Origin of the sequence: Paraburkholderia lebeckiae, from assembly GCF_050436225.1 — a bacterium.
Lineage (GTDB): Bacteria > Pseudomonadota > Gammaproteobacteria > Burkholderiales > Burkholderiaceae > Paraburkholderia > Paraburkholderia tuberum.
The window spans coordinates 214,962-229,953 of record NZ_JBNDLU010000003.1; the positions used below are offsets into that span (position 1 = coordinate 214,962).

13 protein-coding genes and 1 pseudogene are annotated in these 14,992 nt (G+C 63.0%); 12 read left to right on the plus strand and 2 right to left on the minus strand.

Features of this window, described 5'->3' with window-relative positions:
• Positions 1-8 precede the first annotated feature (8 nt).
• Positions 9-836, plus strand: coding sequence for an ABC transporter permease (locus OKW45_RS35715; protein WP_018422465.1), 828 nt, complete (start codon positions 9-11; stop codon positions 834-836).
• A 231-nt stretch (positions 837-1,067) separates the two neighbouring features.
• A complete protein-coding gene (locus OKW45_RS35720) occupies positions 1,068-1,514 on the plus strand; it encodes an SET domain-containing protein (protein WP_429473551.1) in 447 nt (148 codons plus the stop codon).
• Positions 1,515-1,675: 161 nt separating this feature from the next.
• Here OKW45_RS35720 and OKW45_RS35725 read toward each other — a convergent pair whose 3' ends face one another.
• Positions 1,676-2,452 (minus strand): maleate cis-trans isomerase family protein, encoded by a 777-nt coding sequence (locus OKW45_RS35725; RefSeq protein WP_429473552.1) that lies wholly within the window; start codon positions 2,450-2,452, stop codon positions 1,676-1,678.
• Between the two features lie 317 nt (positions 2,453-2,769).
• Here OKW45_RS35725 and OKW45_RS35730 point away from each other — a divergent pair, with 317 nt between their 5' ends.
• From OKW45_RS35730 to OKW45_RS35775, 10 genes and pseudogenes are all read left to right on the plus strand, one after another.
• Positions 2,770-3,972 carry a branched-chain amino acid ABC transporter substrate-binding protein gene (locus tag OKW45_RS35730; RefSeq protein ID WP_429473553.1) on the plus strand — a complete coding sequence of 401 codons (1,203 nt, stop codon included), beginning with the start codon at positions 2,770-2,772 and terminating at the stop codon, positions 3,970-3,972.
• 25 nt (positions 3,973-3,997) lie between these two features.
• Positions 3,998-4,897 carry a branched-chain amino acid ABC transporter permease gene (locus OKW45_RS35735; RefSeq protein WP_018422469.1) on the plus strand — a complete coding sequence of 300 codons (900 nt, stop codon included), beginning with the start codon at positions 3,998-4,000 and terminating at the stop codon, positions 4,895-4,897.
• A 3-nt stretch (positions 4,898-4,900) separates the two neighbouring features.
• The gene (locus tag OKW45_RS35740) at positions 4,901-6,709 is read left to right on the plus strand and encodes a branched-chain amino acid ABC transporter ATP-binding protein/permease (protein WP_429473554.1); all 1,809 of its coding nucleotides are present in this window, start codon (positions 4,901-4,903) and stop codon (positions 6,707-6,709) included.
• Positions 6,697-7,428 (plus strand): ABC transporter ATP-binding protein, encoded by a 732-nt coding sequence (locus tag OKW45_RS35745; RefSeq protein ID WP_429473555.1) that lies wholly within the window; start codon positions 6,697-6,699, stop codon positions 7,426-7,428. Before OKW45_RS35740 ends, OKW45_RS35745 begins: the two co-directional genes overlap by 13 nt.
• 167 nt (positions 7,429-7,595) lie before the next feature.
• Positions 7,596-8,441 (plus strand): urea carboxylase-associated family protein, encoded by an 846-nt coding sequence (locus OKW45_RS35750; protein WP_429473556.1) that lies wholly within the window; start codon positions 7,596-7,598, stop codon positions 8,439-8,441.
• A 107-nt stretch (positions 8,442-8,548) separates the two neighbouring features.
• Complete coding sequence (locus tag OKW45_RS35755; RefSeq protein WP_429473557.1) at positions 8,549-9,793, plus strand: D-amino acid dehydrogenase; 1,245 nt, start codon at positions 8,549-8,551, stop codon at positions 9,791-9,793.
• Between the two features lie 558 nt (positions 9,794-10,351).
• On the plus strand, positions 10,352-11,878 hold the full coding sequence (locus tag OKW45_RS35760) for a glycosyltransferase family 39 protein (RefSeq protein WP_429473558.1): 1,527 nt from the start codon (positions 10,352-10,354) through the stop codon (positions 11,876-11,878).
• Positions 11,875-12,220, plus strand: a pseudogene (locus OKW45_RS35765) (UbiA family prenyltransferase); the annotation flags it as partial. The gene OKW45_RS35760 and the pseudogene OKW45_RS35765, both read left to right, overlap by 4 nt.
• A 113-nt stretch (positions 12,221-12,333) precedes the next feature.
• Positions 12,334-12,690, plus strand: coding sequence for a SpoIIAA family protein (locus tag OKW45_RS35770; RefSeq protein ID WP_429473559.1), 357 nt, complete (start codon positions 12,334-12,336; stop codon positions 12,688-12,690).
• Positions 12,691-12,871: 181 nt separating this feature from the next.
• The gene (locus OKW45_RS35775; protein ID WP_187615598.1) at positions 12,872-13,774 is read left to right on the plus strand and encodes an NAD-dependent epimerase/dehydratase family protein; all 903 of its coding nucleotides are present in this window, start codon (positions 12,872-12,874) and stop codon (positions 13,772-13,774) included.
• Between the two features lie 292 nt (positions 13,775-14,066).
• On the opposite strand, the gene flgM is transcribed toward OKW45_RS35775, so the two are convergent.
• Positions 14,067-14,378: a flagellar biosynthesis anti-sigma factor FlgM gene (gene flgM, locus OKW45_RS35780; RefSeq protein WP_429473560.1), complete on the minus strand. Its 312-nt coding sequence runs from the start codon at positions 14,376-14,378 to the stop codon at positions 14,067-14,069.
• Positions 14,379-14,992: the final 614 nt, after the last annotated feature.

Sequence of the window (14,992 nt, forward strand, 5' to 3'; positions counted from 1 at the left end):
AGACTCAGATGAAAGACGGACGAACCCAGCTACTCTCGGAACGCATCGCGGGCGCGGGACTACGTGTGCATTGCGCGCTCATTTTCTTTTTCCTCGTCGCGCCGATCCTCGCGATCGTGCCGCTGTCGTTCAACTCCGGCTCGTTCTTCTCCTACCCGATGCAGGGCTTCTCGCTGCGCTGGTACGCGCAGGCGCTGAGTTCGCCGGACTGGCAACGCGCGTTTGCGAACAGCATCGGCATCGGCGCGGCGTCGACGCTGATCGCGACGGTGCTCGGCACGCTCGCCGCGCTCGGCTTGAGCCGCACGCAGTTTCCTTACCGCTCGATCATCATGCCGATCATCGTGTCGCCGATGATCGTGCCTATCGTTGTCGTCGCGGCAGGGTTTTATCTGGTCTTTTCGCCGCTCGGCCTGGTCAATTCGTATCTCGGCGTCGTGCTTGCGCATGCCGCGCTCGGTACGCCCTTCGTGGTGATCACCGTGACGGCTTCGCTGCTGTCGTTCGATCAAAGCCTGCTTCGCGCTGCGTCGGGCCTGGGCGCGCAGCCGTGGGTCGCATTTCGTCGCGTCACGCTTCCGCTGATCACGCCCGCCGTCGCGACGGGCAGTGTGTTCGCATTCGCGACGTCGTTCGACGAAGTGATCGTCATTCTGTTCATTGGCGGTCCCGAGCAGCGCACCGTGCCGCGACAGATGTGGAGTGGCATCCGTGACCAGATCGACCCGTCGATCCTTGCCGTGGCCACACTGCTGATGGCGTTCGCCATCGCCCTGTTCGCCTGCATGAACTGGTTGCGCAAGCGCGCAGCGGCGGCTAGCCGCTCGTTTGCCTGAGCCGACTGTTGTGCCAGCGTGATGCCTTGGACATGCGACTTGATGAGCTCCCGCTAACCGTCGACCGTTGCCAGCCTCGTTGCGGCAAAGCCGGAACCCTTGGCGCGGCCCGTCCTTGGCCGTTAGTTGCGCTTTTAAAAAGAAAAATATTGAGCGCCTGAGTGTGTGGCGATATGCTTCGCATCGCCGCTAAACCACATGCAACGACCGAGAGTTGAAGGAAACTACAACATGCGATTGCGACGCATCACCGCACGACGCTCACCAGTGCATGGCATGGGACTGTTCGCCCTGCAGCCGATCGCCGCGGGCGAACGGGTGATCGAGTACAAGGGGGAAGTGACCAGCTGGCGGCGCGCCGCCGCCCGTCAGCGAGCCGACGCGGGCCACACGTTCGTGTTTGGGCTGTCCAACGGACGAGTGATCGACGGCAGCCGCGGCGGCAACAGCGCCCGCTTTCTGAACCATGCGTGCGCCCCCAACTGCGAGGCCATCGAAACGGGCGACCGGGTGTTCATTCATGCGCTCGCCACGATCGCGCCCGGGGAAGAGCTTTTCATCAACTACGGTCTGTCAGTGGACGGCGCGGTCACCGACGACATTCGCGCCCAGTACGCGTGTCATTGCGGCGCGCCGGCATGTCGTCGAACTATGCTGGGAAATGACGGGCAGTCGTAGTAGTCCTGCCGCCGCGCAGACGCTTCGATGAGCGATACCTGCGGCGGTTCATCCGACGCGCCTGCCGGATCTATGGTGCGCGTCAATGTCTGGAACATGGCCTCGGTGTCGATCGCCGCATGGTCGCCCCGTCGCGCTGCGTCGCGTTTCAAGGTACAACGTCACAGCGCAAACAGCCGCCCAAGATGAGGCTCGCAATCTCCCACGCCGGCGAGCCGCAACGCGTGCCACGCCATCGCGTAGTTGCTCGATATCACCGGCTTGCCGATCGCCGCCTCCAGCTCCGGAATCAACCCGGCGATGCGCAAGCTCGTGCACGATACGAAAATCGCGTCCACGTCACGATTGCGCGCAAGTCGCTCAACACCGGTTCGCAATGACGCCGCATCGATCCGCGCCACTTCGTTATCGTTCGCATGCTCGAACGACGCCATGCGCGCAATGCCGTGCCCACGCGACTCGATATAGTCGCGCATGTATTCGTTGATCGAACGCACATAGGGAGTAAGCAGGGCCGTACGTTGGACGCCTAGTGCGCGAAGCGCCGCCAGCGCCGCGGTGATCGGCGTAGTGCACGCGGCGTCCGCACGCGCTTCGCGAATCCGCGCGAACACCTTTTCCTCCCCAATCACCATCGACGCGGACGTGCAGCCAAACGCCACCACATCGATACGCTCGGCCGGACGGATCAGCGCGACCGCCGGTGCAATACGGTCCTCCATTTCCGCTAGCCGTTCGGGCGTGATGTCCGCCGAGTTATACACACGGCTTTCGTAGAACGCCACGCCGTCCTGCGTCAGCAAGCCCCGCCACTCATGCTCAATCGTATGATCGGTGGCGAGCACCACGAGCCCAATCGCGGCACGACGGCAGACGCCGTCGTCCAGCCTGAAGTCGAGCTTCGTGTACACGTCGTCATGCTGTGCAATCGCACTCATTTCGGAGTCGTCCTGTCATGTCGCGTTCGGGCTCGCGAGTCTCTGTCGTCACTGCCTCTTAAAGGTAGAGGATTGCCGCCGCCTTTGTGTAATGGTTTATACGCAAATACCCTATACCGTTCCAACGCAAACCGGCTTCTATCATGAAAGGAGCGCTTTAGTGTCAGTGTCAGCGCTCCGGTGAAACCAGCAGTCACGCCGTTGACCTGGTGGGTATGAATCACACGCAATCGCCCCATTTCCGTCCGCATTCTGATGTCACCGGTATACCCGGGTGGCGGATCGTCCGATCCCTCTCACAATAAGGAGTCGCTAACATGTTTGCTCAGACGATTGGCTGGTCCGGTGCAGAGCGGAGCTCGCGGCAAGCTACCTTTGCGGGCATGGCGGCCGCCGTGGCCCTGCTTGTCGGCATGGCTCCCGGTTCGGCGCTAAGCCAGGGCGCCACCATCAAGATCGGCGTGCCCGTCCCGCTGTCGGGCAGCAGTGCCAATGCCGGCACGGATATTGTCAATGGCGCGAAGCTCGCCGCCGCCAGAATCAACGCGGCCGGTGGCGTGCTCGGCAAGCAGATCGAGCTGGTGCCCGAGGACGACGCATGTGATGCGCAGACCGCGGTGCAGGCGGCACAGAAACTCGTCGATGCGGGCGTTGTCGCGGTAGCGGGCGGATATTGCTCCAGCGCGGCGCTGCCGGAATCGACAACCTTTCATCGCGCCGGGATTCCCTACGTGCTGGATGCGTCGACGAATCCGCAACTGACCGAGATGGGGTACGACAACGTGTTCCGCACGATCGGCCGTGACGACCAGCAGGGCCCATTCGCGGCAAACTTCATGAAAGACGTTCTGCACGCGAAGCACGTGGCGGTGATCGACGACAACACGACCTATTCCAAAGGCCTCGCCCAGAACACCGTGCAAGCCCTGAAGAAGGACGGTGTCGATGTCGTGTACGCCAATTCGATCACGCCCGGACAGATGGACTATTCACCGACGCTCACGCGGGTCTCCTCACTGAAGCCTGACGTGATCTACTACACAGGCTATTTCTCCGAAGCCGGCCTGCTGGTCAAGGAGGCGCGGCAACTGGGTCTGAAAATGACCTTCATGGGCGGCGACGCCACCAATGATCCGACGCTGATGAAGACGGCTGGTCCCGCCGCCGATGGCATGATCATCACGACGGCACCGCTCGCGCAGTTCCTGAGCGGCGCGCACGCCTACGTTGACGACTATACGAAGGCTTACGGGCAAGCGCCGGGACCGTATTCGGTCTATGAATACGATGCTGTCGGGGTCACGGCGAAAGCCATCGCGGATGCAAAATCGGCACAGCCTGCCGCGATCACGGCTGCTCTGCACAAGATCTCGAACTACCCGGGCGCGACCGGAACGATTGCCTTCAATCCGAAGGGGGACCGCAGTAAAGCTGTGTACATCACCATCATCGTGCACAACGACAGCTTCGAGCCCTACCAGAGGCAGGATGCGAGCGGACATTGGGCGGCGATGAAGTAGGCGTCATTACGCGCGCGCCCCCGTCATGAGCGACTTCTTCCAGTTCGTCATCGAAGGGCTGACGACCGGCTCGTTCTACGCGCTCGTCGCCCTCGGCTACACGATGGTCTACGGAATCATCCGGCTGATCAACTTCGCTCATGGCGACCTGTTCATGGTCGGCGCGTTCATCGGCTGGACCGGTCTGATGGTTCTTGCCTCCGCGCATCTGCCGCTCGCCCTGGCACTGCTGATCGCCCTTGTGGCCGCAATGACGGTCACAGGCGCGCTCGGCCTGCTGATCGAGCGGCTCGCGTATCAGCCGTTGCTGCGCGCGCCGCGGCTGTCGATTCTGATTACGGCGCTAGGCGTCTCGCTGGCGCTGCAAAATGGGGTGCTGCTGATCTATGGCGCGGGTTTTCGCACCTATCCGCACGTGCTGAGCCAGGCCGGCTTCGAACTCCACGGCGTGCAGATCACCTTCGCGCAGATCGGCATCATCGTGACGAGCCTGGCCCTGATGCTGGCACTGTATTTCTTCGTTCACCACACTTTCCTTGGCACCGCGATGCGCGCGCTGGCAATCGATCAGGACGCCGCACGTCTGATGGGCATCGACGTCGAACGCCTGATCCAGCTCACCTTTCTGCTCGGGTCGGTGCTGGCCGCCGTGGCGGGCGTCATGGAAGGTCTTTACTACACGCAGATCAATTTCTTCATGGGCTTCGTGCTAGGCCTGCGCGCGTTCACCGCCGCCGTGCTTGGCGGCATCGGCAACATCCCGGGCGCGATGGCGGGCGGCATCCTGATTGGCCTGCTCGAAGCCTTCGGCGCGGGCTATGTCTCTTCGCAATGGACCGACGTGTTCGTCTTCGGCGTACTGATCGCCGTTCTCGTGATCAAGCCGACCGGGCTGTTCGGCGAACGCGTTGTCGAGAGAATGTAGTCCATGAGCGCCAGTCAGGCTTCCGCGCGTTGGGCCAAGCCTGTCGGCGGTGTGCTGCTGGCCGCCGCGGTGGCGCTGCCCGCTGTCGCCGGCAACTATGTCGTCGATGTCGGCCTGACCATCGTCACCTATTCGATCCTGGGTCTTGGGCTGAACATCGTAGTCGGTTATGCCGGATTGCTCGATCTGGGCTACGCGGCCTTCTTCGCGATCGGCGCATACACAACGGCGTTGCTGGAAACCCTGCTGCACTTCTCGTTCTGGGAGACGCTGCCGTTCAGTCTGGCGTTCGCCGGGGTATCGGGCATCGTCATCGGCTATCCCACCCTGCGCCTGCGCAGCGACTATCTGGCGATCGTCACGCTGGGGTTCGGCGAAATCACGCGTATCGTCGCCACCAATCTCGACATCACGGGCGGCCCGAACGGCATCTTCGGAATCGCGAGCCCGAGCCTGTTCGGTTTCGAGATCAGTTCGCCGCTAGCGCTCTACGAACTGGGCATGGCGTTCCTCGTGCTGGTGCTGGTGTTCGCCATCCGGCTCGGCCAGTCGCGGCTGGGCCGCGCCTGGACCAGCATCCGCGAGGACGAGGCAGCCGCCGAGGCCGTCGGCGTGCCGACGCTGCGCGTCAAGCTGCTTGCCTATGTGATGGGCGCGCTGATCGGCGGCCTGGGCGGCAGCCTGTTCGCCGCCCGCTTCGGCACCATCGATCCGACCGGCTTCACCTATCTGCAGTCCGTCACGATCCTGATTGTCGTCGTGCTCGGCGGCCGGGGCAGCATTCCCGGTGTGCTCCTCGGCGCCATCATCGTCGCCGGCCTGCCGGAGATTCTGCGTTTCCTCAACCTCTGGCGCATCTTCGCTTTCGCGATCGGGCTCGTGATCCTGATGCTGCTAAGGCCGCAGGGGTTGTGGCCAGCGGCGTTGCGCCGCGTCGCGCCGCCGCGCAAGGGCGCTGACGCCGATCGCGTCCCTGTGCCCGATCACGCCGTCACCGAGGAGATCCTGCTGGAGGTGCGCGACATGCAGCGCCGCTTCGGTGGCGTGCTGGCGGTCGGCGGTGTCAACTTCATGGTGCGGAGCGGCGAGATCGTGAGCCTGATCGGTCCGAACGGCGCCGGCAAGACCACCGTGTTCAACTGCCTGACCGGCGTCATCCGCCCGACTGGCGGCCAGATCGTCTGGTGCGGGGAACGGCTTGCCGGCGGCGCGCCTCACCGCATCGTCCATCAAGGCATGGCGCGCACCTTCCAGGGCATCCGCCTGTTCGGCCACATGACGGCCTTCGAAAACGTCCTGACCGGCATGGACCATCGGCTTCGGACACCGCTCGCAGCCGAGCTTCTGGCGTTGCCGTCCGCGCGCGCCGAGGCGGCGGACCATTCCACCGAAGGCCTGCGCTGGCTCGCCTTCGTCGGTCTTGCCGGCAGGGCGGGCGAGCGCGCCGCCGATCTGCCCTACGGCGACCAACGCAGGCTGGAGATCGCCCGTGCACTCGCCAGCAGCCCTCGCCTCCTGCTGCTCGATGAGCCGGCTGCAGGCATGAACCCGACCGAGAAACGCGCGCTGATGGAACTGATCCGGCGGATCCGGGATCATGGCGTGACGGTGCTGCTGATCGAGCACGACATGATGCTGGTGATGGGCGTGTCGGACCGGATCATCGTGATGGACCACGGCGTCATCATCGCCGAGGGCCAGCCCGCCGCGATTCAGGCGGACCCGCGTGTGATCGATGCCTATCTCGGCACAGCCGAAAAGGACGAGGCGAGCGACGATACCGCCGGGGAGAAATCGCTGTGGGACTCCTAGAAATCCGCGATCTGCGTGTGAGCTATGGGACGGTCGAAGTGCTGCACGGCATCTCGCTGGACGTCGCAGAGGGCGAGATCGTCGCGTTGCTCGGCAGCAACGGCGCGGGAAAAACGACCACACTGCGGGCGATTTCCGGATTGATCCGGCCGCGCGCCGGCGACATTGCGATGGCTGGCCAGCGCCTGAAGGGCTTGCGCGCACACCAGATCGTGGCGCTGGGTGTGGGTCATGTGCCAGAGGGGCGGCGCATTTTCGGGGCGCTGACGGTGGAGGAAAATCTGCATCTCGGCGGCTATCTGATCCGGCGCGACAGTGCAGCATTGCAACAGCGAAGGGATCAGCTCTATGCGACTTTCCCGCGGCTCGGCGAGCGACGCAGCCAGCTGGCAGGCACACTCAGCGGCGGCGAACAGCAGATGCTGGCGATTGCCCGAGCCCTGATGCTGCGCCCGCGTATCGTGGTGCTGGACGAACCGTCGATGGGACTCGCGCCGAAGCTGGTCCGCGCGATCTTCGGCATGATCGCCGACATCTGCCGCGAAGGCACCTCGATTCTCCTCGTCGAGCAGAACGCCCGCCAGGCGTTGCGGATCGCTCATCGGGCTTACGTGCTGGAAAGTGGGCACATTGCGCTCGCGGGGTCCGCCCGCGAGCTGGCTCAGGATAGCCGGGTCCGCGCTGCCTATCTGGGCGGCAGTGCCATCTCGGCAGAGTAACCCGCCAACTGGGCAATCGACATTGGCTGAAACGGGTCAGACGTCATGGAGGCAAAACATGTCAGAGATCGATAAGGAAAAGGTCGTTGCGGTGCTGCGTCGCCCGGGCGATGACGACGCCGCCTCGTCGCGGCACGGCGCCGGCCTGAGTTCGACGGAGATGCATCATGCTGAATTATCCTGCTGCCTATCAGTCCACCAAAGGCTCAGCGCTCGACGTCGACAAGACGTTCTATCGGCGCATCGCCTCTCAGCACGACACCCGCACGCTGGTCGAATCGATCGTCGTGCCGATCCGCTCGGGGCAAGCGTGGACCGTGCCGGCCGGCCACGTGTTTCGCATTGTCACGATCGAAGGCCCGCAGGTTGCCGACCTGAACATGTGGAACCGGCACAACCCGCGCGAGCGCATGTGGGCGTCGCGCACGCGCCAGTTGCAGCAGGCGCACGTGAGCACGTTCGACCGTCTGTGGTCGACGCTGCCATTCCTGCGTCCGATGGTAACCATCACGGATGACAGTCTCGCAGGCTACGGCGTCGACGAGCACGGCGGCCGTGTCCACGATCTGCTCGGCACGCGCTGCGACCCCTACGTGAACCGCATGCTGACCGGCGAGGATTTTCATTTTCACTGCCACTCTAACCTGACGCGCGCCATTGCCCCGTATGGATTGACTGAGTACGACGTCCACGACGTGCTCAACGTGTTCCAGTGCACCGGCCTGAATCTCGAGGACAAATACTTCATGAAGGCGTGTCCGGCAAAGAAAGGCGATTACCTCGAATTCTTCGCGGAGATCGATTTGCTGTGCGCGCTGTCGACCTGTCCGGGCGGCGATCTGTCAGTGCCGATGTGGGGACCCGACGCACGCGATCCGCTGGAAGTGTGCCGGCCGCTTGGCATCGAGGTCTGGCAACTCGCGCCACGGATGCTGGATGGGTGGACGCCGCCGGCTGTGGCTGCCTACAAAGGGCAGCACGGAATGGTGCTGAATCAGCCGCAATGGAAGTGAGACTGGTGCCTCCTGTCCAGCAGGAATCGATGGTGGCGCAGCACAAAAGCCGGAGCGAGACCGCGCTGCCTTGAATGCCCGCCGGCCCCCTTGTATCTGAGGACATCATGAAAGTTATCGTGCTCGGTGGCGGGGTAGTCGGTGTGACAACCGCGTACCAGTTGCAGAAGGATGGCCATGAGGTCGTGATCGTCGAGCGGCAGCCTTTAGTCGCATCGGAAACCAGTTGGGGTAACGCGGGCATGATCGCGCCCGGGCATTCCTTTGTCTGGTCCTCGCCCAAAGCGCCCATGATTCTGCTCAAATCGCTGGTGCTGAAAGATCAGGCGTTGCGCTTCAAGTTCTCGGCAGATCCCAGGCTTTACAGCTGGTCGTGGCGTTTCCTGATGGAATGCACATCAGAGAAGGCACGCCGCAATACCCTGCTCAAGCATCGGCTTGCCGCGTACTCGCAACGCGTGCTACAGAATGTGATCGCCGAGGACGCCATTGAATACGATCGAAATGACCGCGGAATTCTGTATTTTCATCGGACTCAGGAAGCGCAGGATCGCGGAGTCGAACATATGAAGCTGCTGGAATCCGATGGGCAAGTCATCATGGTTCTCAGCCGCGATCAGGTCGTCGCACTCGACCCGTCGCTGGCTTCGGCAAAAGACAGGATAGCGGGTGCCATTTACTGCCCGACCGATGAGACCGGAGACCCTGCGAAGTTCACCCGCGCCCTTGCGGAAAAGATTGTCGCGCGTGGCGGTACGCTTCTGACGGACACCACCATCGACGGCTTCGAAACCGCTGGGCAGGACGTGGTGGGCATAAGAACGAGTCGCGGCCTTGTAAAAGCCGACGCGTATGTGCTCGCCCTTGGCCCCTATAGTCCGGTTCTTGGCCGACAGATCGGCATCGATCTTCCGATCTATCCGATCAAGGGATACTCCCTCACGATTCCGATCGATGGCCGGCCCTTGCCACCCTCGATCGCAGTGGTCGACGAGCACAACCTGGTCGCAATCTCGCGCTTCGGCGACCGGATCCGGGTCACCGCAACGGCGGAGTTTGCTGGCTACGACACGAGCCATAAGCCTTCTGATTTTGCGTTTATGAAGAGCGTGACACAAGAACTCTACCCGGCCGGCGCCAACTACGATCGCGCCGAAATGTGGGCCGGTCTCAGGCCGATGACGCCGACGAACTTGCCGTTTCTTGGGCGCAAGAAGTATCGCAATCTTTATCTGAATACCGGTCACGGTCATATCGGCTGGACCATGTCACACGGATCGGCTCGAATCACGGCGGACCTGATCGCGGGACGAACCCCAGCGATTCCGATGGTGGGGCTGCTTTGCGACTGACGGCGACGCGTTTTGCAGCAAAACACGGGGCCCCAGCCGAACGATGCCAGCAAACTATTGCATCGGCCGGTCGAATCCGTCGCGCATGACCCGTCGGTACACGTCGCGCTCAAAGAATTGCGACTTCGAGACGCGCTATCGCGCGTCACGCGCCGCTTTTCGCCATCGGATCCACTGGAACACTGGCGACGGTTGCGCGGCTTGTGTCAGGGTTGCTACGACCCACGCCCAGCTCAGAGCTTCCTCAAGCGCATCTGCAATTGCTCGGCGCTTTCTCGATATCAACCGGAAGCGTGGAATCGATTGCTTCCAGCATGCAGCCGGCAAAGGTGTTGATTGCGGCCGAGTTGAGCGCCGCGTCAAGAAAATCGGCTCTCCGGCCTGACCTCACGGGTCAATTTTCGCCGCGAACGTCCTTCATCAAAGCCTTTTTAATTTGATCGGGCGCCATGGGTTGCCGGGCAGTCTGTCAGGATCGCACCCCTCCTCGGTAAGCTCATATTACAATGCCGGGCCAAAACGCTGCCCGGTACGGCGGCACACAGACCCAAAGGTTTAATGTCGACCCAGCTTTCGAATCCCACGTCGCTCGCCTCTGCCTCCGACAAACCCGCCGCCGCAGGCATCGCATCACTCGGCTGGCTGTTACCCTTCCACGCACTGGTCTGGACGCTGGCCGCCTGGCTCGCGCGCGGCAATCTCGACATCCAGGGAGACATGGTCGAGACCTATGTCTGGGGCATCGAGTGGCAGGCCGGTTACGCGAAGCACCCGCCGCTTTCGTCGTGGGTCGCAGCGGCCTGGTTCAGCGTGTTCCCGCATACCGATCTCGCGTATTTCGCGCTGTCGGCGGTGAACGTGCTGGTCGGCCTGGCCGGGATCGTCGCGCTCGCCGGGCGCTTCGTGCCGCGCCAGATCGCGATCATCGCCGGGCTTGCGATGGCGGTTTCGCCGCTTTACTCGAATCTCGCCATCAAATTCAATCCGAACGCGATCCTGCTGTCGGTCTGGCCGTGGACCGCCTACTTTTTCGTCCGCTACGTGCAGCCGGGCAGCCGCCTCGCGCGCAGCGGCGCGGCGCTCGGTCTCGGGGCGTGCGCGGCGCTTGCCGTGCTGGGCAAGTACTTCACGATCGTGCTGCTGCTCGGGCTGTTGCTGGCATTGCTCGCGCGTCCCGCATGGCGTGCGCGCCTCGTCAGCCTCGATTCGCTGCTCGCGGTGGCGGCGGGAGTCGCCGTGCTGGCCCCGCACGTACACTGGATGATGGTTAATCATTTCCCGACGCTCGAGTATGCCGCGCAACGCACCGGCGGCACGCTTCTCGCCGCGGTCGGGCGCTTTGGCATCTACACGCTCGCGCAGATCGGCTATCTCGCGCTCAGTTTCGTTTTCGTGCTGTTGATGGTGCGCACGCGCGGGGCTGCGCGGCTCATGGCGCTGAGCGTTGTTCGGAGCGCGTCGTACCCGGATCTCTGGTGGCTCGCGCTGGGGCCACTGTTCGCGGTGGGCGTGCTGTCCGTCATCGGCAAGACGCAGATGGCCTCGGTCTGGGGCATGGCGCAGTGGTTCGCAATGGTGCCGCTCTGGCTTGCCGTGCTCGTGCAGGCCCGCTTCGAGTTCGCGCCGCAGCGTGCCATACGGGTCATGGCGGTGTACTGGGCGCTGGTGCTCGCGGTATCGGCAGTGGTCGGCTACACAGGGGCGCGGCGCAATTCCGACGACGCGGCCGAGCCGCGCGCGGAACTCGCGGCAGCCGCGCAGGCGGTGTGGCACGAACGCACCAGCCAGCCGCTGTCGATCGTGGCGGGCTCGACGCATGAGGCCGCTTCGATGGTGTTCTATGACGGCGGCCGCGCCCGCTTCTGGGATCTCGACTGGCCGGCGGCAACGCCCTGGCTCACATCCGCCGATTTCGCGCGCCAGGGCTCGCTGATTGTGTGCCGTGGCGACGACTCGGGCTGCATCGCGACGGCATCGTCGCTAAGCCATGCAGCGCCGATTGCGCTCGAGGTGAGCAAGACCGCATGGGGACGGGAGTTGCCTGCGCGTCCCTACCAACTGTTCGTGATCGTGCCGCAGTCGTGAGCCACGCGACCATCACGCCGTATCGCGGCCGGCCGCTCGTCGTCGATCTCGACGGCACGCTGTTGCGCTCCGACGTTCTGATCGAGTGCATGCGGGCATTTCTGAAGGCCTCGCCGCTGCGCTGCTGGCAACTGCCGGTCTGGCTGCTGCATGGTGGCAGCGGGCCTGAAGGCGCGGCTCGCGGCCGGCCGTGCGCTCGTGCTTGCAACCGCCACGCACCAGCGTTATGCGCAGGCCATCGCGGATCATCCGGGCTGCTTCGACGAGGTCCATGCGACCGAGGGTGAGGTCAACCTGTCGGCAAGGCGCAAGCGTGATGGCCTCGACTGCCTCTCAGGGGAAGATCGGCTCGTAGCCTAACCGAGCGCGTGGAAAGAGGTACCATGAGTACGCCGTCGAACGCTAGGCTCGTCCGTGCCTGAGCGTGTAACGTCTCTCTGGCCAAGGGTCCTGCCATGATCCTGTATCACACCGTTCCCGATTCGTCGGTCATCGAAATATCCGTCGAAGGCAAAATCACCGACCACGAACTGCGCGAAGCCATCGAGCGCATGCGTGGTGATCTTGAACTGAACGGTAAGACCCGCGTGCTCGAACGCATTGAGCATTTCAGCGGCATCGAGCCGAAGGCGCTATGGACCGACATGACGCTCGGCGTCTCCGTCGCCCGCAAGGTCACGCGCGCCGCCGTCGTGGCCGACGCGGGCTGGATTCGCGCCTCGACGCATTTGGCCCGGTTCTTTACGAAGGCTGAAATCAAGGTGTTCCACGTCAACGAGCTGGAACAGGCGCGAGCCTGGATCAACGCCTGAACGTCGTCTCCAGCCGGCCACATCGGGCAGAGGACGGCCAGTTGGAGCCGCACAACTCGATGTCAGAACTGTTACTGCCGAATCAAGGACACGGAGCGCAACGATCCTATGATGGAATGAGGCCGCGCGACACGCGCGGAAAAGCGCTAAAACAAGTAGGAAAACAGGAGAAGAGGAGCACATGACGAAGCGAGTGATCGTGACCGGCGGCAGCGGCCTGGCCGGAAAATGGGTGGTTCAGAACCTGGTCGAGCACGGCTACGAGGTGATGAATCTTGATCGCGTGCCGATGGCGGCGCGCACGGCGCGCACGTTGATTACGGACATCACCGATGCGGGCCAGGTATTCAATGCGCTGGCATCGAGCACCGCGCCGGGAGAATTCGCCGACGACCTCGAACCAAAGCCGATCGACGCGATTGTGCATTTTGCGGCGATCCCTCGCATCATGATCACGCCCGACAACGAGGTCTACCGGATCAACGTGATGGGCACGTACAACATCCTCGACGCAGCGTCGAAGCTTGGCATCCGCAAGGTGATCGTGGCATCGAGCGAAACCACATACGGTATGGTTTTCGCGCACCGGGATCGCAGTCCAGAGTACTTCCCGCTCGACGAGGAATACCCGGTGAACCCGATGGACAGCTACGCGACGTCGAAGGTTATCAACGAAGTGACGGCGAAGGCGTTCCACGCGCGCACCGGCTCAGACATTTACTGCTTTCGTATTGGCAACGTGCTCGAACCCAACGACTACGCGAAGTTTCCGGCGTGGCTCAAGGATCCAGCACTGCGCAAGAGGATTGCGTGGAGCTATATCGACGGCCGCGATCTCGCGAGCGCGTGCCGGCTTGCCATCGAAAAGGATGGCCTCGGCTTTCAGGTGATGAACGTCGCGGCCGACGACGTGTCGTCCGACGTACCTACCGCGGAACTGCTCCGTCGCTACTACCCCGGCGTGCCGCTCAAAAAGCAGCTCGGCGAGTTCGAGACCTTGCTCAGCAACGAGAAGCTCAAGCGCCTTCTTGGGTGGAACCAGCAACACTACTGGCGCGACGAAGCGAAAAAGATCGTCCAGTAGGCATGGCGGGCCGGCACCCGGCCGGCCAATCACGCCGTACGAGTCTTCATCGACCGCTTTGCAACGACGCAGACCGGCGCAATGGCGTCGTTCCCGCAGTCGGGTGGTGGGTCTTGGGAAGAATTTTCGAACAAGCCCGCAGCGAAAATTCTCCCTGCGATGCACTGCATTGCAGGCGTGCCGCCACCCCGAACGCGGACCGACAATGAAGCCAATGGCTCGCCTTCACGGCTGTCAGCGCTGGCGCCTCCGTCGCTTATCCGCCGTCGATATTGCTACGTTCAGCCGCCGGTCAGCGAGTAGTCGTTTGCAGCAGGTCGCGCGCGGTGCTTAGCATGCCGTCGGCGATCTTTCCGGAATCGACCTTGTAGCTGCCGTCACGCAGGGCGGCCTTGATCGACTCGACCTTCGCCGTGTCGATATCCGAATCGCTGGACGTGTGCACCGCGAACGCTGACGAGAGATTAACCGTCGAATTCTGCGTGCCCGCAGCGCTGACCTGGTGCGCGGACTCGACGGTATCCTTCGCATCGCTGTTGATCGTTGCGCGTTGCGGACCGTTCTGCGAAGCCGCGAGCGGAAAATTGCTGGATTCAATCTTCATGGTGTGTGTTCCCCACTGGTTGAGTCCTTTAACGGTTCCGCGTTTGAAATCTTCACCCTGCTGCGGGAAGCGGAACCGTATCCACGTTTCGCCGTGAGCCGCTAAGCCTTGCCGGGCGGGCACTCTAGCCGCCTGCAGCTAATTGCAACAAAGTGTGAGCAATACCACACAACGGTTATAAGCTGATCGAAGCGTCGACCCGCTCCGAACCAAAGGCGCAGGTATGCTTGAGAACACGACGCCGCACCCCATTTTGCTTGCTGTGAACAAACGTACCCGCCGCCCCTTGCAGCCTCGATGGCCCTTTCCGCCAAGTCGCGATGTCGCTGGTCGCGCCTTTGGCGATCTCGTCGCGCTTCAATATTGCGGCGCGGACGTGTGGCTCTGGCGATGCCGATGCGGCGGCCATGTGACTTCCGCCCTGAAGACGGTAGAGAGCGGTGCAGTGCGTGATTGCGGCTGCCGTGAGCAGCGTCGCGTGTGGCGGTCGCGACCGGGTTCACCTGCGCTGAAGAGCGGCGAGGTTTTCGGCCAGCTGACGACCGAGCGATACGCTGGCGATGGATTGTGGGTTTGCCGGTGCGACTGCGGTGGTGAGGCGACAGTTAGCGCCG

What these genes read in the sequence shown, in the direction of transcription:
- OKW45_RS35750 (WP_429473556.1), top strand. Translation starts at nt 7,596, where the DNA reads ATGCTGAATTATCCTGCTGCCTATCAGTCCACCAAAGGCTCAGCGCTC.
- OKW45_RS35720 (WP_429473551.1), top strand. Translation starts at nt 1,068, where the DNA reads ATGCGATTGCGACGCATCACCGCACGACGCTCACCAGTGCATGGCATG.
- OKW45_RS35760 (WP_429473558.1), top strand. Translation starts at nt 10,352, where the DNA reads ATGTCGACCCAGCTTTCGAATCCCACGTCGCTCGCCTCTGCCTCCGAC.
- OKW45_RS35725 (WP_429473552.1), bottom strand. Translation starts at nt 2,452, where the DNA reads ATGAGTGCGATTGCACAGCATGACGACGTGTACACGAAGCTCGACTTC.
- OKW45_RS35715 (WP_018422465.1), top strand. Translation starts at nt 9, where the DNA reads ATGAAAGACGGACGAACCCAGCTACTCTCGGAACGCATCGCGGGCGCG.
- flgM (WP_429473560.1), bottom strand. Translation starts at nt 14,378, where the DNA reads ATGAAGATTGAATCCAGCAATTTTCCGCTCGCGGCTTCGCAGAACGGT.
- OKW45_RS35735 (WP_018422469.1), top strand. Translation starts at nt 3,998, where the DNA reads ATGAGCGACTTCTTCCAGTTCGTCATCGAAGGGCTGACGACCGGCTCG.
- OKW45_RS35730 (WP_429473553.1), top strand. Translation starts at nt 2,770, where the DNA reads ATGTTTGCTCAGACGATTGGCTGGTCCGGTGCAGAGCGGAGCTCGCGG.
- OKW45_RS35770 (WP_429473559.1), top strand. Translation starts at nt 12,334, where the DNA reads ATGATCCTGTATCACACCGTTCCCGATTCGTCGGTCATCGAAATATCC.
- OKW45_RS35775 (WP_187615598.1), top strand. Translation starts at nt 12,872, where the DNA reads ATGACGAAGCGAGTGATCGTGACCGGCGGCAGCGGCCTGGCCGGAAAA.
- OKW45_RS35740 (WP_429473554.1), top strand. Translation starts at nt 4,901, where the DNA reads ATGAGCGCCAGTCAGGCTTCCGCGCGTTGGGCCAAGCCTGTCGGCGGT.
- OKW45_RS35755 (WP_429473557.1), top strand. Translation starts at nt 8,549, where the DNA reads ATGAAAGTTATCGTGCTCGGTGGCGGGGTAGTCGGTGTGACAACCGCG.